The following is an 18,867-nucleotide window of genomic DNA, read 5'->3' on the forward strand; positions in this document are numbered from 1 at the left end:
GCCGCGCACAGAAAGCCGCAGTCCAGCGCTCTAGGGTGCTGCGTGGATTGCACATTTCTACAGGTCCTGGGCCGACCTCTTGTCGTCTTGCGGCACCCGCTTTCGGCGCCTCGAAAATAGATAAGAGTGCCTCAAGAGCTTCTAGGCAGCGGTCGCAGTTTTTATCAATCACCGCGCGGTCCGAACTACGGTTGGCTTACGGCGCTGAGCTTGTCGAGGCGGCGTCGGCCCACCAGTAGTCCGCCCTCCAACCTAGCACAGAGCGCGGCGTAATAATCAGCGAGGAAGCCGTCGTCGTCACGATCGTCGGGGAGCCCCGCCTTGCGCCGGATCGCCGCCGCGACGGTGATCCGGGCAAGATCGTCGCCGCCACGGATCACGTCTTCCAGCGCCTGCAATTCGTAGATGCCGTACAGCGCCAGCGCAGCTTCGGAAAAGACGTGTCGCGGCCGATCGCCGGCCGATGCAAGATCGGCCGCCAGCGTGCGGACGGCGGTCTGCACCACCCAGGTTCCCGCGACCAGATCCCCGATCCGCAACCGGTCGCGGTTGAACAGCGGGAAGAACAGGAAGATGCCGCTCCACAACAACGCGAAGATCGTCAGGAACGCATCCGCGGTTCCCATCGCCGCGTGCGCGCCGAGGAACGAGAGCGGCAGGAACACCTCGATCTCGCGCATCGCGTTGCGCGCGAGCACGGCGCCCGCGGTCAGCCGCGCGCCGTCACGCGCGACTACGCGCAGCTTCATCACGCGCTTGCCCGGGGTCGCGCCGCGCCCACCCATCTCGAACAGGACGAACCAGCCGTTGCGCAACACGAATGCGCCGATCAGCCACAGGATCTCGGCGATATCCGCGCGGGTGGCGTGATCCAGTGCGGACAAGGCGAACGTCACGGCGATCAGCACGACCAGCATCAGGAGCATGTCGATCAGGAACGCCGCAGCGCGCGTCCCCGCCCCGCCCAGTTCCAGCTGCAGGTCGACACCTTCGGGCGTGACGAAGCTGCGGCGCCGGGCCACGGGTGCCTTAGTCTGCCGAGCGGTGCGCATGACGCCTCCCCATGCCGCAATAATAGATCAGCCACGCAGCAAGCATCGCCGCGCCGATCCCCGCGCGCGCACCGTCGCCGGTCACCACCTGACGACCGACGCCCTCCAGCACCGCTGCGATCGCGAGCATCAGCACCACGCCCGCCGTGGCGATCGCGGCGGTGCGGCCGGCGGCGACCACCGCCTCCATCCGTTCCTGCCCGCCGGGAAACGCGATGGCGGTGCCGATGCGCATCCCGGCCGCGCCCGCGATCATGACCGCGAACAATTCGGTCGTGCCGTGGATCGCCAGCCAGGCCAAGAAGTTCGGACCCAGCCCCTTGGCCGCGAACACCGCGACCATCGCGCCGAGCATCAGCCCGTTGTAGAAGATCAGCAGCGCGGTCGGCACGACGAAGGCGAAACCGAGCGCGAAGGCGAAGATCGCGATTTGGGCGTTATGGCCGAACAGGAAGCTCGCGAACACGCCCAGCCCGTCGTCCTTGCTCTGGTACAGCGTCGCACGCAGCGCTGCCACCGACGCGCTCGGATCGCGCCCGCCCGCCATCCCGGGGGGGACGAGGCTTGCGAACCAGGTCGGATCGGCCCGGACCAGCATATAGGCCGCGACCGCGCCCGCGACCGTCAGGAACGCCATGACCAGAGTCTCGCACCACAGCGCGGCGACCGCAGTCGGCCATCCCCTGGTGAAGAAGCGCCCGAGATTCCGCCAAGCCGAATCCGACACGCCGTAGAGCTGGAAGTAGGCGCGCGCGCACAATTGCTCGAGATAGGCGACCAGCGCGCGGTCGAGCGACGTCTCGCGCGCGACCGACAGCGACGACAGCGTGGACCGGTACAGCAGCGGCAGCGCCAGCAGGTCATCGTCGGACAGCACGCGGACCGAGCGCTTCTCGATCCGGCCGAGCAGCGACTCCAGTCGCGTCCAGTCCTGTTCGTGCGCGGCGCGGAAGCGGCTGGCGTTGAGCAGCGGCGGTGCGATATCGACGAACGCGCTCACAACAGGCTCCTCCGCTTGAGATCGACATAGCCTTCGACCAGCCGTTCGGCGACCTGGTCGTACGGACTCTCGATCACATGGACGCCCAGGCGGCGCAGGCGCAGCAGCACCAGCCGCCGGTCGCGCAGCAACGCCGCGGCGGTCACCGCGCGGGTCACGTCGGCGGGCTGTTCGGGCGCGCGATCGACGATCGTCTCCAGTTCGTCGTCGCGCAGGACGACGATCAGCATGAGATGCGTCTTGAGCAGCCGCGCGACCGCCTGCACCATGAAGTCGGCGGAGATCGGATCGGTGAATTCGGTGAACAGCACGATCATCGACCGCCGCGTCAGCCGCGCCGCCAGCGTGGTCAGCGCAAAGGTATAGTTGGTCTCGTCGCCGCTGTAGTCGACGCGCGCGGCAAGATGCTGGAGTTCGCCCAGCGCCCCCGCCCCGCCGAAGAAGCCGCTAGCGATACGCGGGCGAGAATCGAACGCGTGCAGCGCGACGCGGTCGCCAATCTTCAAGGCGAGCCACCCGGTCAACAGCGCCGCCGAGACCGCGCGATCGAGACGCGGGATACCGCCGACGGGTTCCGACATCTGCCGACCGGAATCGATCGCGAAGACGATCTGGCTGTTGCGTTCGGTCCGGTATTCCTTGGCATAGAGCTTCCTGTGCCGGGCGGACTGTTTCCAGTCGATCGCACGCCGGTCCACACCCGATCGGAACTCGACCAGCGCGTCGAAATCGGTGCCGTCGCCGCGGTCGCTTTGCGCCAGCAGGCCCTGCACCGCATGGCGCTGGAACAGCTGCGCGCCCTGCCGCCGCACCGCCTCGATATCGGGCAGGATCGGCAAGCTCCGGTCCCCGTCGATCCGCGCCTGGCGCCACGCCAGACCGAGCGGCCCCGCCCAGCGCACCCATATCCTGCCGAACCGCGCCGTGCCGCGGCGCAGCGGCGTCATGGCGATCGTCCCGGCTCCCCGCCCCGCCGCCAGCGCAACGTCAAGGGGCGCGGCGTCGGCGAACGCTAGCAGCGGATCGGGCGCGATGGCGACTTGCGCTGCACTCACGGCCCGCCGCGCCGCGATCCCGATCTCGATCGGCACGCTCAGGGCGACCCCGACCGCCGTCGATCGCGGCAGCGCCAGCACGGCACTCGCCTGCGCACGCCCCAGCACCGCATCGGCAACGACGAGCGTCAGGACGGCGAGCGGCCAGCCGAGACCCGCATACCAGGTCGCCGGAAACAGCATCGCGACCAGCAGCGTGACCGGGACTCCGATCGCCGCCGCCAGCACCGCCATGCGGGTCGGATAGATCAACGCGGCGCCTCGATCGTCTCGATGATCTGCGCGACGACATCCTCGATCGCGCGCCCGCCGATCTCCGCCGCGGGCGACAGGATCAACCGGTGGCGCAGCAACGCGGGCGCCAGCGTCTTCACATCGTCGGGTATCACGAAGTCGCGGCCGTCCAGCGCCGCGCGCGCCCGCGCGGCCCCCGCCAGCATCGCGCCCGCACGCGGCGAGGCGCCGCTTTCCAGGTCGGCCACATCGCGCGTGCCGCGGACCAGCGCGACGATATAGTCGATGACCTCGTCCACCAGCCGCACGTTCGCGACCGTCCTGACCGCTGCATCAATCGTCGCTGCGTCGGCCCGCGCCTCGATCCCCCAGTCCGCCGGCGACATCGCCGCCGACCGAGCGCCATGGTCGGCGACGATCCGCCGCTCCTCCTCCGCGGTCGGATAAGACACCGTCTGCTTGAACAGGAACCGGTCGAGCTGCGCCTCGGGCAGCGGATAGACGCCCTGCTGCTCGATCGGGTTCTGCGTCGCGACGACGGTGAAGCGGTCGCTCAGCGCCAGGCTCTCGCCGTCGATCGTGACGGTGCGCTCCTGCATCGCCTCTAGCAGCGCCGCCTGGGTCTTGGGCGAGGTGCGGTTGATCTCGTCCGCGAGCAGCAATTCGGTGAAGATTGGCCCTCGCGTCAGCGTGAAGGTCGACGTCTGGAAGTTGAACAGGTTCGCACCGATGATATCGCCCGGCATCAGGTCGGGAGTGAACTGGATACGACCGAACTCCAGCCCGACCGTCCTGGCGAACGCGTGGGCGAGCAACGTCTTGGCGGTACCCGGCGGCCCTTCCAGCAGGATGTGCCCGCCCGCGAACAGCGCGACCAGCAACAGGTCGACGGTCGCGTCGTGCCCGATCACGGCCTTGCCGATCTCGGCCCGGATCGCCTGCCCGAGTGCCTTAACCTCTTCTACCGTCACTGTGTCTTCTCCTGTTGCCATCGGTGCAGCGCTTGCGCGGCTGCCAGCATGTCGGTGCGATGTGTGGCGCACGATGCGTCGGCGATCAGCGTGCTGAACCGCGTCGCGCCCCCAAGGTTGTCGAGATAGCGGTCCGCGTCCTCGTCCGTCAGCCGAACGGGAACGCCGAAGATCGTCCGCGCCCGCTCGCGGATCAGCGCGGCGTAGCGCCCGCCCAGCATGCCCTCGCGCCCCGCCTTGCGGACGATCATCGCGCTGTTGTCGATCAACGCGGTCTTGCCGAACGCGATCGCGCGCGGCGGCGGGCGTGCCGCGCCGAAGCGGACCAGCGCCTGCCATCCGACCAGCGCCAACGCCGCGAGGATCGCCAGCGTCATCGCAAGGAACGGCGGCTCGAAGGCGAGCTTCAACGGGCTGCGCGACTGGCCGAGGCCGTTCAGCGTCACGTCGAACGCGATACCGCGCGCGCCGGTGGCATTGACGAAATCGAGCAGGTCGAGCGCCGCCCGGGCACGGTCCAGCCGGCGGATGCCGTGATTGTTTAGCAGATCGGGGTCCGCGAGAATGTACGTGTTGCTGCCACGGACCTGCCCCAGCACGACGCGGCCCGCCTCGTCGGTGATCAGGGGTATCAGCGCCGCCGAGGTCATCGCCTGCAGCGGCCGCGGCGCCGACGCCGCGAGCGACGCCGGTGCCCAGCTGACGGCATGCAGCGCGCGACCGCCGCTCGGGCGCCGCGTGACGGTCACCACCGTAGCGGGTGCAAGCACGCCGGCGGGGTCGAACGACGGCAGCACCCCGCTGACGTCCACCCAGCCGCTCGTCTTGTCGTCCGCGACTGTCACCCATTTCGGCAGCACGATCAGCGTCGCCCGGCCGCGCCGCGCCATTATGAACTTGGTCATGTCGGTCGTGCCATGCTCGGGCGTCGCGACGACCAGATCCTCGGTCTCCCAGCCTTCCTCCGCCCGCAGCACGCGGGGGCGGCGTCCGGTTGCTAGCGCCAGCTCGACGATACCGGCATAGCCGGTCGCGGCGTTGGACAACGCATGCGCACCGGCATTGCGCCCGGATTTCAGGTCGGGTGCATAGGCCCCCAGAAGCAGCGACCCCGCGAACCCGATCAGACCGATGATCAGCAGCAGCGCCACCGTCAGCGGCGCGAACACCCTGTCCGCACGGCTCGCGCCGCCGATTGTCACTGCGCTCATGCGTGCCACCGCCCCGGCAGTGCCAGGTCGGCATAGGCCGCGCGGGCGCTCTGCCAATCCGCATCCGTGACGCCGCGTCCGCCGAACAGGCTCTGCTCCACCAGCCCCGCAATGCGCGCGAACAGCGGACGGACCGCGGCCGGCAACAGCGGCGCGGACGCGAGTTCGCGGCTGGTCAGCGACGGTCGCCGCAGCGCCGGACGTCGCCGGGCGATGTCGTCGATCGAATGGAACAGCAGATAATGGATGGCCTCGGCATAGCCGCCCTCGCCAGCGAGCCGGTCCGCCTCGCGCAGCCAGGCCCGCGCCGGTGCCGCGTCGGGCACCCAATCGTCGCTCTCCGCCGCCAACGCCGGGCCGGCGGGGCGTCGTCGCGCGGGAAGCCGCCATTCGCCCGACCGGATGCGTTCGACCACCATCCAGACCACCGCCGCCGCGATTCCGGCGAGCAGGGTCCACAGCAGGATGCGGGCATAGGGGGCGTCGGGCATCAGGTTCGTCAGCCAGAGCAACAGCCGCCCGATCGGCCTGAACAGATCGACGAGCCAGCGTCCTAGCGTTTCCAGCCATGCCGGCGGCTTGGGCAGCGGCGGCGGGCGGGTCAGACCGAACTGGATCGACGGGTCCGCCCTCAGCGCGGCATGCGCCGCAGCCAGTCGATCGGCCCCCGCCGCCGGATCGTGTCCCGAAGCCCCGATGATACCCTCCCAGCGATGATACGCCGTCCCCAGACCCGACTTAGCCGGATCGGCCACCGGTGCAATCTGCCATTCGCCTCTCGCGTCTCATCCGGCATGATCCAACTGGACAGCGCGACGTTCGCTCGCCACCATCATCGACAGGGACTTGGGGGAACAACAATGGCCAGCCACACGATCGCCGAGCGGAGCCACGGAATTTCCGTGGGCAACGTGTTCGGGCGCAGCGCGAACGTCATCAAGGCCAATCCGCTGGCGACGCTCGGCACCAGCTTTGCCCTGATCGCGCTGCCGTCGCTGCTGCTCGGCCAGATCGGCCTCGGCGCAGCGGTGTTCCAGAATGTCCAGCAAGGGCAATATGCGCTGGCCGGAGTCTACGGACTCATTGTCGGCTGGCTGTGGCTGATCGCCAGCGGGGCACTGATCCAGGCGGCGGTTGCGCATGACGAGGGACGACCGGCTAACCCGCGCGAGATGCTGCAGGTCGGCGTGTTGCGGTGCCTGCCGCTGTTCGCGGTCTATGTGCTGATGCTGCTCGGCCTATGGGTCGGCACGATATTCCTCGTCGTGCCGGGTATCATGCTCGCCGTCATGTGGTCGGTAGCACTGCCCGCGATCGTCGCGGAGCGTCCGGGCGTGTTCGGCGCTTTCGGCCGCAGCCGTGCCTTGACCAAGGGCGCGCGGTGGCACGTGTTCGGAATCTTGCTGTTGGCCTTCGTCATCTACATGCTCGCCTCGATCGCGATCGGAGTCGGGAGCGTGGCAGGCTATGGCTCGCTGGGCGCCCTCACCGGCGGGGGTCAGGTCCAGATGCCGGTGCCGACCCAGCCCTCGTTCGTCGTCCAGCTGCTGCAATCGATCGTCACGACCGTCGTACTGACCTGGTTCACCACGGTCGGCGCCTCGCTTTTCATCGAATTGCGCGACTGGAAGGAAGGCCCCGACGCCAATCGGCTCGCCGACATCTTCGCCTGACTTCAGCATTGCGGTGACTGTTTACGAACGAAGACCCACAAGCGGACGTTCAGGCCACCCTGCTCGATTCCTAGCTTCGGTCGTTCGTTCATGTAGACTGATCCGCTCGCCGTAAGCGACGTGTCGAGGACGCGGAACGTCGAAAAGTGGGACTTCTCTGCGGTTCCCCAGCGGCGTGTCGAACGGCCGATCCGTCCAAGAGCCGACATCCGGCGCCTGCTTGACCGGCACCGAAGACGACAGAGATTGGGCCGTTTGCCAACTAGCGGGTGTCAGGTGCCCAAAAAGGTAAAGCGGAACTTCGTTCAGGGGGTTCGCCCAGCTGCTTTCCCCGAGTTTCCGACTCCGGACGTTTTTTCACGGGCTCGACCGGTGTCCGTGTCGGCCGCTATGAAAGGCGAAAGTGGTACCAAGCCGTAATCACAGGCCAGAAGGCAAGGTCGGCCACCTGCAGATACGGACATTCGACGCCAACACTTGTACTTCCGCACGCCAGCTTTCTTTTGTGATCAAGCGCGCCCGTGCAATCTGGAATCGAGCGATTGCCTCGGCAGGAGACATGAGTTCGGAGGCTGTGGGCCAGGGCCCCACCGTTACCGGACTAGCCATAATAACGGCGCCCAGTCTGACCCAGTTTGTTGCCGCTTCATCCGATCGTGCGCAAAGGTCGAAGAGCGAGCCTTGAATCCCTTGCGGTCTCCAACGAGAGGAATGGCGCGACGGCAGGTAGGCGGTGCCGACGTGCGCTGGCATCACGTCACATCGGCGCGATGCCCATCACGACGTGAAGCCGCGCGCGTTTTCACGCTCCTGGAGAACGTCTTCCTGTTACCTGACTTCAATCTTTTCTGAGGTTAGATCAGGTGAATTCTCTGAAGTCAGACGTCCGGGGAGATCACGATTTCGATCGGCATCCGCAATTCGACGCTCGTGCCAATCCGACATGAGCGCACGGTGCATTGAATTCCCGCTTCATGCGCGAGTGCGGTAATGATTGCGGACCCCACACCCGGAATCGCGCGCCCGGTCGCAATACCATTGCCATCGTCATTCACTAGGCAGCAGATTTCACCATCGCGACTTGCCAGCGCGATATTCACCGTGCCGCCCGATGAGTCGAAGGCGTGCCGAGCAGCATTGGTCAGAAGCTCGGAAATGATCATCAGCAAGATCCGGCCCCGACGAGCATCGACGGGGATGTCACAAGCGCGGACGTTCACAAATGCGCCCTGTTCAGCAAACCGTGCCTTGGCTTGATAATCGCAAAGCTCGCACAGCGTGCGGCCGAAATCCATCTGAGCATCTCTCGGTGCTTGGAGTAGCCGCTGGATCGATGCGAGCGCAAGCAGTCGCTCGAAAACGAGCGCAAGCCTGTCACGCGCATCATCAAAGGTGGCGGCGCGGCGCGCGAGGTCGACTTCTGCGCACGCTACCGCAAGGTCGTTAGCCGACCGGTGAACGAACTCCGCCAGAAGCAGTCGATGGGGGTCGCAGTCGTTCAGTGGCTCGACAATGCGCAAGCCATACATCTTAGTCGCTTGCATCGAACATCCTCCAAAATCCCCTGTCGAAAACACCTTGCTTGCCCCGAACGTCTTTATCGGGAGATGCATGAACGGCACGGGTTTCGATCGCCGAGGTGGCGCTATGTGTTTAACCGGAAACGCGACCAAAGCGTGTTAATTGGGGTAAAGCGCGACGCCCCAACCCCGGCGCCACGACAAAGGCGGTGTTACCCCATCGGGTAGTAATCCCGCCCCGCGTGTGGCGGGCGCGTTCCCCCTGACTGCGCTAGAAGGAGGCCATCGGGTGTCGCCCCGCGCCTTGGCCCCGCGACCGCCGCATCAGCGGGCCGACGGAACCTTAAAGAGAAGCAGGAGGTCAAACGATGTCGATTACCGCTTACCCAATATCGGCTTTGCCCTTCTTACCACCTGGCCCGTCCGCGCGATCCTTTGCTTTCGAGCAATTCGTCCTTTGCCCCGAGCGCCAGTTGTTGACGAAGTGCGGAATTCCGGTGCGTGTTGGGGGACGGGCGCTCGATCTCCTTACAGCGTTGGTCGAGCGTCCGGGCGAATTGGTCGACAAGCAGGCGCTTGTCGCCCGCGCCTGGCCGACGACCTTTGTTGATGAGGCCAATCTGAAGGTGAACATGGCGAGCCTGCGACGGGCGCTGGGGGAAAGCCATACGGAGCCGGCCTTCATCGCGACCGTGGTCGGCCGGGGCTATCGCTTTATTGCTCCAGTGCGCGCGTCCGACCCTCGTACCATCTCGCCGGTCGATGATGGGCTCGTCACCACGGCCCGAATTGCGGGGCTGATCGGTGTCATCGAAGCCATTCGGGAAGAACTTCAGCAGATCAGGAACGGGTCGCCCCAGGCTTTGCCAGATGGGCTCAAAGGCATTTCGCACAGTTGCGCCTGACCAAGCCTAGCGGTCAATAAAGCCGCGTCGGACCGCGACAGTGACGGCATGGGTGCGATCGTCGACACCCAGCTTGGCGAACAATTGCTTCAGATTGGCCTTGATCGTGTCGGTCGACACGCCGAGGCGCCAGGCGATCTGCTTGTTGGCGTGCCCATCGGCGATCAGGCGCAGGATCGCTACTTCGCGCTCGCTCAACCGCTCGTCGAGCGCATGAACCGCGAGGGCATGGGCGATGTCCGGGCTGACCGCGCGCCGACCTGCATGCACCGATCGGATCGCGTCGAGCAATTCCTTGCGAATGCTGTTTTTGAGCAGATAGCCCGCCGCCCCGGCCTGGATCGCCCGGACAGCCTGGGCATCCCCGGGATAGGTCGTGAGCATCAGGATCGCGGCATCGGCGGAGCCGCTGCGGATCGCCTCGACGGCAGCGATGCCGCCGGTGCCGGGCATTTGTACATCCATCAGCGTCACGTCGGGCAGGAACGCGGCGTAGCATGCGATCGCCTCCTCGCCGCTCGACGCCTCGCCGACAGTGACCATATCTGCCTGTCGCTCAATCAACGCGGCGATGCCCTCGCGGACGATCGGATGATCATCGACGATCAGCACGCGGATCGGCGCAGCCGAGTTGGTCCCGGTCATGACCAAAACCGCCATCGCCAAACACGTTTCTGGTAAGCGATCCCGCCGGGGACGGTGAGCACAACCTGCGTGCCGCCCTCGGGAATTCGGCGGATGAGCAGGTCGCCGTCGAGCTTGCGTGCACGCTCTCGCATTCCCATTAGGCCGAAATGGCCGTCCTTCCCGCCATGCTCTAGAACCGCACCGGCGATGCCTACGCCATTATCAACTATGCAGATGGCGAAGTCGGCCTGATAGCGAATCTCGATCGCGATCCGTGTTGCCTCGGCATGTCGGCGAACGTTGAACAGCGCTTCGCCCCCTATGCGCACGATTTCGTCGAGCGCGAGCGAGTCGAGATTGCGAGCGGTTCCGACTGTTTCAATCGATACCGCGACCCCTGGATCGAACCCCTGCTGCGCGACGATCTCGGTCACGATCTTCGCGATGTCGCCGCCCTCCTCGGACGGGCGTAGATCCTTGACGCGGTCGCGACCCTCCGCAATCACCTGATCCGCGCGATCGATGGCCGCCTCCAGCGCGGGCCGTGAGCGTTCTCCGACTGGAAGCTCGTCGACCACCAGTTGGAAGCGCAGCGTCAATGCTTGAACCGACTGCAGCAGCGTATCGTGCAGATCGCGCGCGATGCGCTCACGCTCCGCGATCCGATCGGCCATCCGCGCACGGATGCCACTGGCAACAGTGCGAAGGCGCAGCGAATAGGCCACCCACAGCGATGCCAGGACGATCATGGCGCATAGCAGTTTGAACGGCCAGCTTTGGACAAAGGTCGGCGGGATTTCGAATTCCAGCGTAGCGCCCTGGGCGTTCCAGACGCCATTACCGTTGGTCGCCACCACGCGGAAGCGGTAAGTGCCCGGACCGAGGTTGGTGTAGGATGCGAGCCGCCGCGTGCCGGGCGAAACCCAATCCTGGTCTACGCCGTCAAGGCGATAACGGAATTCGATGCGATGCGGCACGGCATAGCTTAGCGCGGTATAGCCGATGTCGAGCGCACGGGTGCCTGCAGCGAGCGACAGATGACGCGGATCACGATGGACCGTGCCGCCGCTAGCAAGCGCGCGGATAACGACTGCCGGCGGCCTTGTGATGCGATCGAGCCTGGCGGGATCGATAAACGCCAAACCCTGGCGATTAACAAGCCAAATCCGACCGTCACCACCAACGCCCATCTGGGGACCCGTAAAACTGGTGCCCTGCGCCGGCATGACACCGTCGCGCAGATCGAAATAGCTGCGCGGCAGCGGTGCCTTGGGGTCGTCGAATGCGCGATCGAGGTCTTTCGTTGACACCTTCGACACCCAGAGCGCCCGGCGCAGCCAGGTCTCGCCGCTTGGAGTCTGGGCTAGATCGCGCAATCGGGCGACCCAGGGAAACCGCCTGGCATCGATACGCGCGACGCGATTTCCCCTAACGCGCAGCAGGCCATTATTGCCACTAACGAAAATGTCGCGCCGACCGGCGGAGAGCTTCATGATCTCTCCAATGTCGTAGCGCGCCAGCGAGGTCGTGACGGCGCCCGCCGCGTTGGGCCGCACCAACGCATCAGTCGACACATAAGCTGGACCACCGTCGGAGCCGAGGACGAGATCGGGCCACATGACATTGGGCAAAGGCTTGGCCGGACGATGCCAGCCGGTCGCATCGCGCCACATCGCCCCGCCTTCGTACAAGGTCACCCAGAGCCGGCCGGACCGGTCTTCGATACAGCTCCCGGTCAGCTGGACATCGCGCGGCAATGCAATCGATCGTCGCTCGCTGCCACGCACACGCAGGATCTCGCTGGTTCGAACGCCCCAGAAGCCGCCGTCCACCGCCGGGCAGGTTCCTGCCACACCGTGACCGAGAAGCTTACGTGGTCCGTCCCGCGCGAGTTGAAACACGCCGTCCGTGGTCGTGACGAAGATCGCATCGCCGGTACCGACCATGCCATAGCCCTGGCCTGGGTCCCCCGGAACGCGCATCTCGCGAATCGCGCTTGATCTGCGAAATCGGTTCAATCCAGCGTCGCTGCCGAACCAGATATTGCCCTCGCGATCGATAAAGGGCTTATAGACGCCGTCTGAGGTAAGGCCATCGGCCGCGTCGAATTGCTCGAGCCGGTCCTCCTTCGTGCGGTTCGGGATTGCAGCGCGTGGAATGTAGAAGACGCCGGTCGACGGCGTTCCTCCCCACAGCCCCCCAGCGGAATCAAACGCAAGTGCGGCGGAGTCGAGCTTTGGCAGGGGCGGGTAGAGGACGGGGTGCGCCAGGATCTTGCCGTCGGCACCGACGACCATACGCGTCCCGCGCTTGTCCGCGATCCACATCCGGCCTTCTCGGTCCGTGGCGCAGGTGGACCACCCGTAGGCTGCCAGTGTCGTGGTGCGCAAGCGCTCCGCGCCTGGCGGCAGCGTCAAGAAAAGGACCTTGTCCGCCACTTCGGGAGCAGGTGCGTACCACAGCGTTCCGTCCGCAGTCACGCATAGCGGTCCGTTGAAGCCATCAGGCACACCTAGCCGCTCATCCATCGACTCCCATTTTCCGCCTGACCCGCGAAAGAAGTGGTCTTCGTGACGCCCCTCCCCCTGCGCCCATAAAGCCCCATCCGGCGTTTGCGCGACGACCGCGATCGAAAGCCGACGCTCTGCAATCGGCACGGCACGTAGCTTGCCGTTGCGATAGACCGCGACGCCACCGCCCTGTGCATAGTTGACCCACAATTCGCCTGACCGGGTGACGAAGAGCGATGCTGGAGAAGCGCGTTCCATCGGCGAGCCGACGGGCGCGGGTATCATTTCGAAGGTGACGCCGTCGAAGCGGAACAATCCTTCGGACGAGGTAATCCACAGCCAACCATCCGGGGTTTGGGCGAGATTGACGACACCCGTCGCGGGAACGCCGTCATCGGTCGTCCAGCGGGTGTGGCTGAATTGACCGAGGCCCCGCGCAAATTGTGCTGCGGCTGGGGAGAGCACCAGCACGACCGCGTATGCCACCAGCATTACGCCGATCCACCGCCGCCATCGTGCCGTCGCTAGCGTCACAGTGGAGGATGCGGCACACATATTCCCTCCCCCCCCCAGACTTTCCCCCCGGACCCGCAGACGGCGAGCCAAAAGTCTCCAGCCAGCGGAAGCGCCTCAGGGCCGCCAGCCGCAAAGTGCCCAACCTAGTTTGTGCCCACAAGTCCCGGCACAGGCAAGCCATCGCCTACACGAAGGCCGGCTCCGCTACCGCATCTTACCGCGCTTTACTCCGTCGGTTTGGGGTGCCGTGATACCTCACGATCAACACTGCCACGGCGGGCAATGGCACTGTCTCGAAAAGTCTGCCCCAGCGGAGGAACGTATGAAACAATTGATCCCAATCGTCCTGGCCGGCGCCATGCTCGCCCCGCCAGTCGCTGCGCAGACCCGCTGTGCGGCACTTCCACCAAAACTGATGTCACGGGCCGTCCCGGTCATCCACTACAAGTCCACGTCGATCGACGGGGTGAAGCTTTTCTATCGCGAGGCGGGGCCGGTCGGCGCACCCGTGGTCCTGTTGCTCCATGGCTTCCCGACCTCGTCGCACATGTTTCGCAACCTCATCCCGCTGCTTGCCGTTCGCTATCATGTGATCGCGCCGGACTATCCGGGCTACGGCCAGAGCGACACGCCCGACCACGCCCAATTTGCCTACACCTTCGCGCATCAAACCGATGTCGTCGACAAGCTCGTCACGCAGCTCGGCGCCACGCGCTACGCGATGTACGTCATGGATTACGGCGCCCCCATTGGCTACCGCCTTGCGCTCAAGCACCCCGAACGCGTCAGTGGCCTCATCATCCAGAACGGCAACGCCTACACCGAAGGTCTGCAAGCGCCGTTCTGGGATCCGATCAAGGTCTATTGGGGCGACCGCTCGCAAAAGAACCGCGATGCGCTGAACGGCCTGGTGACGCTCGACATCACCAAATTCCAATATACCGACGGCATGGGCGACGTCGCGCGCATCAGCCCCGACAATTGGGTCCATGATCAGGCGCTGCTCGACCGTCCCGGCAATCGCGACATCCAGCTGGACATGTTGGGCGACTATGGCTCGAACGTGCCACTTTACCCACAATTTCAGGCGTTTTTCCGCAAGTACCAGCCGCCGACGATTATCGTGTGGGGCAAGAACGACAAGATCTTTCCCGAGGCTGGTGCCCACCCGTATCTCCGCGATCTGCCCAAGGCCCAGATTCACATCCTCGATAGCGGCCATTTCGCGCTCGAGGACCGGCTCGATGTAATGGCGCCGCTGATCCACGACTTCCTGGATCGCAACGTCTGTAAATAGCAATCGCCGCCCCGTGCATGTTGGCATCCCCGACCTTTGAAGGACATTCCATGACTCATCCCGTATCAATCGTGCTCGTCCACGGTGCCTTCGTCGATGGCTCAGGCTGGCAGGCCGTGCACGCACAGCTCTCGAATGAGGACCACGAAGTGCTGATCGTCCAGAACCCGACGATCACACTCGAAGGAGACGTTGCCGCGACCGAGCAGGCGATCGCGGCCGCGCGATATCCAGTGATTCTGGTCGGCCATAGTTATGGCGGTGCGGTGGTCACCGAGGCGGGCGACAACCCCAAGGTCAAGGCCATCGTTTACGTTGCCGCCTTCGTGCCCGATGCTGGCGAGTCGGTCGCCGCGCTTAACGAAGCGCCCGCCGAAGCAGGCGAAGTAAAAGCGCCCGTGCTGCCGCCGGAAAACGGTTATCTGGTAGTCGACCCCGCCCAATTCCCACAAGCCTTCGCCGCCGACGTCGATCCCGCCATCACCCGCTTCATGGCGGCGGCACAGGTGCCCTGGTGGCTCGCCGCCGCAACCACCCCCGTCACTCGGGTGGGATGGAAGACCAAGCCGAGCTGCTACTTGGTCGCCAAGGCGGACCGCATGGTGCCGCCAAGCGCGCAACGCCGCATGGCCCAACGTGCCGGTGCCGCAGTGTCCGAGATCGACAGCAGCCATGCCGCAATGCTGTCGCATCCACGGGAGGTCGCAGGCTTCATCACCGCCGCTGCCCGCGCGATCGCCTGACCTATCCCCGCCCAACCCGAGCAAAAGAGCATGAACGTGACACTTCAGACCCGCGCGAAATCGAGCGTTCCCCCAACCGGCGATGGCGCAGCGCTGATGGACCCGTCCGACGCGTTGATCCTCCTGCTCGATCATCAGTCCGGCCTGTTCCAGACGGTCAAGGACATCCCGGTCGCCGATCTGCGCCGGAACGTCGAGATGATTGCCAAGCTGGCGACACTGCTCAACATTCCCATCATCACCACGGCGTCGGAGCCCGCGGGCACCAACGGCCCGCTGATGCCCGAAATTCACCGCGACGCACCACACGCCGTCTACGTGCCACGCAAAGGCGAAGTGAACGCCTGGGACAATGACGATTTCGTCGCCGAAGTGAAATCTACGGGCCGCAAGACCCTCATCATGGCCGGCGTCTGGACCAGCGTCTGCGTAATGTTCCCCGCGCTCAATGCTGTCGCCGCCGGATATGACGTCTATGCCGTCCTCGATGCATCGGGCGATCCCAGCGAGATGGCATCGCGGATCTCACTCGCCCGCTTCGTGCAGGGCGGCGTCAAGCCGACTTCGACCAACGCGCTTCTGTCGGAACTCCACAGCACCTGGGCCCGCCCGGAAGCGGCCGAGCTTGCGCAACTCTATGGCCTCGTCGCGCCGCATTACGCAGCGGTCATCGAGAGCTACGTACGTGCGCAGCAAGCCGCCAAAGCGGCGAGGTAGTGCAGGAAGCGAGCGCGCGCCGATGAAGCCCTATCTTCTCGCTGGGCGCCGGGCTGCGCGTGGGCGCGCTGTACGTTTTGCTCAACGTGCGCTCGCCCACTCCGCCGGTCTTTGCGCTACTGGGGCTGCTCGGTATCCGGCGACTAGGCCGTCTTGAGGGCAAAGGATTGATGTGGGGCCCATCGGCTCCAGTGGCGGCAGCACCGCCGCACCGCAGCCCCGGGAGTAGCGGTCAAGCCTTGTGCCAGCGCCGGAGCCGAGGACGCGATGGCGGCAAGAAGGGTCAGATCATGCGAGGGCCGTCCAAGCCTCGCTGCCCACGGAGGATTTGCCCAGCTTTTGAGGTGCATTAGGGTGTGCGTGCTGGACGGTTTGACAGGGACGACACCTGATCGGCTGGCGAGGCCGGATATCGGAGGTGCAGAATGACGTACGGCTTCATGGATATCGCGCTGACGCCGAGTGTGCTTGCCGCACAGGCCGAGATGGACGCCGACCATCTCTGGACCGGGTTCAAGGGAAATCGCGCGTTCGATCGCTTTACGCCGCAGGAGGAAGGCTTCATCGCCGAACGCGACAGTCTCTACATGGCGACGGTTTCCGAAACTGGCTGGCCCTATGTCCAGCATCGCGGCGGTCCTCCGGGCTTCTTAAAGATGATTGACGACCAGACTCTCGGCTTTCTCGATTATCGCGGAAATCGGCAATATATCAGCACTGGCAATCTAAAGGCGAACAACCGGGCTTGCCTGATCCTAGCCGATTACCCGCGACGCGCACGCTTGAAAGTCTTTGCGCATGTTGAGAAGCTTGCGCTCGATGCCGATCTTGCGCTGACCAATCGCCTGACCGGCGAGGGCTATGGTGCCAAGCCGGAGCGCATCTTCCTTTTGCGGCTGGACGCCTTCGACTGGAATTGTCCGCAGCACATCACCCCGCGCTTTACCGAGCGCGAAGTCGGCGTTGCCGTCCAACCGCTTCGCGATCGCATCGCCGAGCTTGAGCGCGAAAACGCAGCGCTGCGACGCGGGGGCGAACCGCCGGGAGAAGCATGATGGACGGTAAGCGCTGCTTCGGCCCGCTTGAACAGGACGCCGCTGCCCATGGCGCAAACCTCGCACCAAGCGGATGCTCCGCTCGCTAGCCCGGTATTCCGCGCGATGTAGATTGTCACGATCCTCTCGAACAGCGGCACGTCGATGCACGACGTCGGCGCAGGCTGGTTAATGACGCCGCTATTGAGCGACCCGCGAGGGCTTTGAAGCCAACGACACCATCCGCGACCGCGAAATTGTGCTAAATGTATGTGGTTGGGTCGATCACGCCCACGGCTTCATTCGCGCCCATTTCAAGCGCTTTGAAAGATCGACGATTTGCTGCTTACGATATGGCATCGCCTCGATGATGCTGAATTCCACTGGCATGAAATATGGCACGTTTCCGCCACCCAATTTCCAACGGGAACAAGCCAGCCCAACTGACGAAAGCGCGCTCCTCGACCGCGCATGCGTCCTTGAGCCTTGGGTTGGTCTGATGTGGGGCCGCCGGCAATGGCGCAAGAACCCGGACAGCGAGAAGCGCGAACGCCGCTACCGGCTCCGCGATCGTACGGAATGGGTCGAGGTGGCTGTGCCAGAGCTACGCGTCGTTGACGACGCGCTGTTCGACGCGGCGCACGCCGAGATCGAGCGCCGCAAGCGTGCGCCACAGGCAGCCTCGCCAGCCGGCCAAACCCGCGCGCGGCATCTGCTGTCGGGCCTCATCCGCTGCAGCTGCTGCAGTGCCAATTACACGATCAGCGGCAAGGACTATTACCGCTGCGCGGGGCAGAAGGAGCGCGGCACGTGCAGAAACCGCGTGTCGGTACGCAAAGGTCCACTGGAGACCGCGACGCTGGCGATCCTCCAGGAGCATCTCCTGACCGACGAGCATGTGCGCGTGTTCATAGAGGAGTTCGAGCGCGAACTGCAGCAACTGACACGCCAAGACATGGGCAAGCATGACGCTGCGCAAAAGCGCTTGAAGCAGGTCACCACCGAGATCGAGAATCTGTACCAGAACCTGCTGGCTGGCCTCGCCAGCCCGGCGCTGCGCGCGATGATCGCCGAACGCGAGGCGGAGAAGGTGCGACGGGAGGCACGCGGAGGCGCCGTACACGATCGCAAGCCGACCGCGATCCTCTTGCCGCATCCGGTACTCGCCGAGCAGTTTCGGAGCAAGGTCGCCTCGCTCCGTCAGTCGCTGGACGACACCTCAATCCGGACCGAGGCGGCGGCGGTACTGTCGACGCTCATCGAAAGCGTCACGATCTATCCCGACGAGTTGGGCGGCCCGGAGTCGGAGGTGATGGCGAGGGTATCCGACTTGATGGCCTTCGCTACAAACGACAACGCCGCCCCGAGGGGCGGCGATTGTAGTTCTAAGTCGGTGGTTGCGGGGACAGGATTTGAACCTGTGACCTTCAGGTTATGAGCCTGACGAGCTACCGGGCTGCTCCACCCCGCGACGGTCCGGTTAGGGACGTAAGGGTAGATGAGATTGTGAATGGGTTTAGATATCGTGTGATGCATGTCGCACGGGCTTCAATGCCTGGCGACGACCTACTCTTCCATCGCTTGAGCGATAGTACCATTGGCGCAGGCGGGTTTCACGGCCGAGTTCGGAATGGGATCGGGTGGGACACCGACGCTATAGCCACCAGGCAATGGAGCCGGTGCGACATGCGTCACTGTGATATCTGGGTTTTAAAATCGATACCGTGCAAGGTCAGTGGTATTTGACCAATCCCTCGACGGCGAGGGGATTGGCAATCTGGCGTCGTCTTAATCATCCGCAC

At 64.9% G+C, this 18,867-nt stretch carries 17 protein-coding genes, 1 tRNA gene and 1 rRNA gene; 8 read left to right on the plus strand and 11 right to left on the minus strand.

The features are described 5' to 3' along the window. Nucleotides 1-185: 185 nt before the first annotated feature. Genes FHY04_RS12600 through FHY04_RS12625 form a run of 6 tightly spaced genes read right to left on the minus strand, consistent with a single transcriptional unit; the run spans nucleotide 186 to nucleotide 6,278 of the window. Nucleotides 186-1,052: an RDD family protein gene (locus FHY04_RS12600; RefSeq protein WP_183936657.1), complete on the minus strand. Its 867-nt coding sequence runs from the start codon at nucleotides 1,050-1,052 to the stop codon at nucleotides 186-188. After that, complete coding sequence (locus tag FHY04_RS12605) at nucleotides 1,030-2,052, minus strand: stage II sporulation protein M (RefSeq protein ID WP_183936658.1); 1,023 nt, start codon at nucleotides 2,050-2,052, stop codon at nucleotides 1,030-1,032. Before FHY04_RS12605 ends, FHY04_RS12600 begins: the two co-directional genes overlap by 23 nt. Further along, nucleotides 2,049-3,359, minus strand: coding sequence for a DUF58 domain-containing protein (locus FHY04_RS12610; protein WP_183936659.1), 1,311 nt, complete (start codon nucleotides 3,357-3,359; stop codon nucleotides 2,049-2,051). Before FHY04_RS12610 ends, FHY04_RS12605 begins: the two co-directional genes overlap by 4 nt. Further along, complete coding sequence (locus FHY04_RS12615; protein ID WP_183936660.1) at nucleotides 3,356-4,312, minus strand: MoxR family ATPase; 957 nt, start codon at nucleotides 4,310-4,312, stop codon at nucleotides 3,356-3,358. The genes FHY04_RS12610 and FHY04_RS12615 overlap by 4 nt, the downstream gene beginning before the upstream one ends. Continuing rightward, entirely contained in the window at nucleotides 4,309-5,523 is a 1,215-nt protein-coding gene (locus tag FHY04_RS12620) for a hypothetical protein (RefSeq protein WP_183936661.1), read from the minus strand. Before FHY04_RS12620 ends, FHY04_RS12615 begins: the two co-directional genes overlap by 4 nt. After that, the gene (locus FHY04_RS12625) at nucleotides 5,520-6,278 is read right to left on the minus strand and encodes a DUF4129 domain-containing protein (RefSeq protein WP_311724737.1); all 759 of its coding nucleotides are present in this window, start codon (nucleotides 6,276-6,278) and stop codon (nucleotides 5,520-5,522) included. The genes FHY04_RS12620 and FHY04_RS12625 overlap by 4 nt, the downstream gene beginning before the upstream one ends. Nucleotides 6,279-6,383: 105 nt before the next feature. Between FHY04_RS12625 and FHY04_RS12630 the strand changes: the two genes are divergently transcribed. Further along, nucleotides 6,384-7,196: a hypothetical protein gene (locus FHY04_RS12630; protein WP_183936662.1), complete on the plus strand. Its 813-nt coding sequence runs from the start codon at nucleotides 6,384-6,386 to the stop codon at nucleotides 7,194-7,196. Between the two features lie 878 nt (nucleotides 7,197-8,074). Here the strand turns inward: FHY04_RS12630 and FHY04_RS12635 are convergent. Continuing rightward, nucleotides 8,075-8,740 (minus strand): sensor histidine kinase, encoded by a 666-nt coding sequence (locus FHY04_RS12635; protein ID WP_183936663.1) that lies wholly within the window; start codon nucleotides 8,738-8,740, stop codon nucleotides 8,075-8,077. Nucleotides 8,741-9,084: 344 nt separating this feature from the next. Here FHY04_RS12635 and FHY04_RS12640 point away from each other — a divergent pair, with 344 nt between their 5' ends. Next, nucleotides 9,085-9,621, plus strand: a complete 537-nt coding sequence (locus tag FHY04_RS12640; RefSeq protein ID WP_183936664.1) for a transcriptional regulator — start codon at nucleotides 9,085-9,087, stop codon at nucleotides 9,619-9,621. Between the two features lie 6 nt (nucleotides 9,622-9,627). Here the strand turns inward: FHY04_RS12640 and FHY04_RS12645 are convergent, their stop codons facing one another. Both FHY04_RS12645 and FHY04_RS12650 read right to left on the minus strand, forming a co-directional pair. Next, nucleotides 9,628-10,281: a response regulator transcription factor gene (locus tag FHY04_RS12645; RefSeq protein WP_260171485.1), complete on the minus strand. Its 654-nt coding sequence runs from the start codon at nucleotides 10,279-10,281 to the stop codon at nucleotides 9,628-9,630. Continuing rightward, nucleotides 10,263-13,250, minus strand: a complete 2,988-nt coding sequence (locus FHY04_RS12650; protein ID WP_183936666.1) for a sensor histidine kinase — start codon at nucleotides 13,248-13,250, stop codon at nucleotides 10,263-10,265. The genes FHY04_RS12645 and FHY04_RS12650 overlap by 19 nt, the downstream gene beginning before the upstream one ends. 346 nt (nucleotides 13,251-13,596) lie before the next feature. Here FHY04_RS12650 and FHY04_RS12655 point away from each other — a divergent pair, with 346 nt between their 5' ends. The 6 genes from FHY04_RS12655 to FHY04_RS23050 all read left to right on the plus strand — a co-directional run bounded on the left by FHY04_RS12655 (nucleotide 13,597) and on the right by FHY04_RS23050 (nucleotide 18,503). Further along, nucleotides 13,597-14,571 carry an alpha/beta fold hydrolase gene (locus FHY04_RS12655; RefSeq protein WP_183936700.1) on the plus strand — a complete coding sequence of 325 codons (975 nt, stop codon included), beginning with the start codon at nucleotides 13,597-13,599 and terminating at the stop codon, nucleotides 14,569-14,571. Nucleotides 14,572-14,588: 17 nt separating this feature from the next. Continuing rightward, entirely contained in the window at nucleotides 14,589-15,314 is a 726-nt protein-coding gene (locus FHY04_RS12660; protein ID WP_183936667.1) for an alpha/beta hydrolase, read from the plus strand. A 30-nt stretch (nucleotides 15,315-15,344) separates the two neighbouring features. Continuing rightward, nucleotides 15,345-16,031, plus strand: a complete 687-nt coding sequence (locus FHY04_RS12665; protein WP_183936668.1) for an isochorismatase family protein — start codon at nucleotides 15,345-15,347, stop codon at nucleotides 16,029-16,031. A gap of 41 nt (nucleotides 16,032-16,072) precedes the next feature. Next, nucleotides 16,073-16,384 (plus strand): DUF1427 family protein, encoded by a 312-nt coding sequence (locus FHY04_RS12670; RefSeq protein WP_221211776.1) that lies wholly within the window; start codon nucleotides 16,073-16,075, stop codon nucleotides 16,382-16,384. Between the two features lie 72 nt (nucleotides 16,385-16,456). Then, nucleotides 16,457-17,086 (plus strand): pyridoxamine 5'-phosphate oxidase family protein, encoded by a 630-nt coding sequence (locus tag FHY04_RS12675; RefSeq protein ID WP_183936669.1) that lies wholly within the window; start codon nucleotides 16,457-16,459, stop codon nucleotides 17,084-17,086. 478 nt (nucleotides 17,087-17,564) lie between these two features. Next, nucleotides 17,565-18,503 (plus strand): zinc ribbon domain-containing protein, encoded by a 939-nt coding sequence (locus FHY04_RS23050; protein ID WP_409349164.1) that lies wholly within the window; start codon nucleotides 17,565-17,567, stop codon nucleotides 18,501-18,503. Here the strand turns inward: FHY04_RS23050 and FHY04_RS12685 are convergent. Together FHY04_RS12685 and rrf are read right to left on the minus strand one after the other, a co-directional pair. Beyond that, nucleotides 18,460-18,536 (minus strand) — tRNA-Met (locus FHY04_RS12685). The two genes, FHY04_RS23050 and FHY04_RS12685, sit on opposite strands and share 44 nt — an antisense overlap. 82 nt (nucleotides 18,537-18,618) lie before the next feature. Further along, a 5S ribosomal RNA gene (gene rrf, locus FHY04_RS12690) occupies nucleotides 18,619-18,733 on the minus strand. Between the last annotated feature and the right edge of the window lie 134 nt (nucleotides 18,734-18,867).

Origin of the sequence: Sphingomonas sp. BK481, assembly GCF_014194875.1 — a bacterium.
In the GTDB taxonomy this organism is placed as follows: Bacteria; Pseudomonadota; Alphaproteobacteria; order Sphingomonadales; family Sphingomonadaceae; genus Sphingomonas; species Sphingomonas aerolata.

What these genes read in the sequence shown, in the direction of transcription:
- FHY04_RS12640 (WP_183936664.1), top strand. Translation starts at nt 9,085, where the DNA reads ATGTCGATTACCGCTTACCCAATATCGGCTTTGCCCTTCTTACCACCT.
- FHY04_RS12645 (WP_260171485.1), bottom strand. Translation starts at nt 10,281, where the DNA reads ATGGCGGTTTTGGTCATGACCGGGACCAACTCGGCTGCGCCGATCCGC.
- FHY04_RS12655 (WP_183936700.1), top strand. Translation starts at nt 13,597, where the DNA reads ATGAAACAATTGATCCCAATCGTCCTGGCCGGCGCCATGCTCGCCCCG.
- FHY04_RS12665 (WP_183936668.1), top strand. Translation starts at nt 15,345, where the DNA reads ATGAACGTGACACTTCAGACCCGCGCGAAATCGAGCGTTCCCCCAACC.
- FHY04_RS12600 (WP_183936657.1), bottom strand. Translation starts at nt 1,052, where the DNA reads ATGCGCACCGCTCGGCAGACTAAGGCACCCGTGGCCCGGCGCCGCAGC.
- FHY04_RS23050 (WP_409349164.1), top strand. Translation starts at nt 17,565, where the DNA reads ATGTGGGGCCGCCGGCAATGGCGCAAGAACCCGGACAGCGAGAAGCGC.
- FHY04_RS12630 (WP_183936662.1), top strand. Translation starts at nt 6,384, where the DNA reads ATGGCCAGCCACACGATCGCCGAGCGGAGCCACGGAATTTCCGTGGGC.
- FHY04_RS12620 (WP_183936661.1), bottom strand. Translation starts at nt 5,523, where the DNA reads ATGAGCGCAGTGACAATCGGCGGCGCGAGCCGTGCGGACAGGGTGTTC.
- FHY04_RS12675 (WP_183936669.1), top strand. Translation starts at nt 16,457, where the DNA reads ATGACGTACGGCTTCATGGATATCGCGCTGACGCCGAGTGTGCTTGCC.
- FHY04_RS12660 (WP_183936667.1), top strand. Translation starts at nt 14,589, where the DNA reads ATGTTGGCATCCCCGACCTTTGAAGGACATTCCATGACTCATCCCGTA.
- FHY04_RS12650 (WP_183936666.1), bottom strand. Translation starts at nt 13,250, where the DNA reads ATGCTGGTGGCATACGCGGTCGTGCTGGTGCTCTCCCCAGCCGCAGCA.
- FHY04_RS12635 (WP_183936663.1), bottom strand. Translation starts at nt 8,740, where the DNA reads ATGCAAGCGACTAAGATGTATGGCTTGCGCATTGTCGAGCCACTGAAC.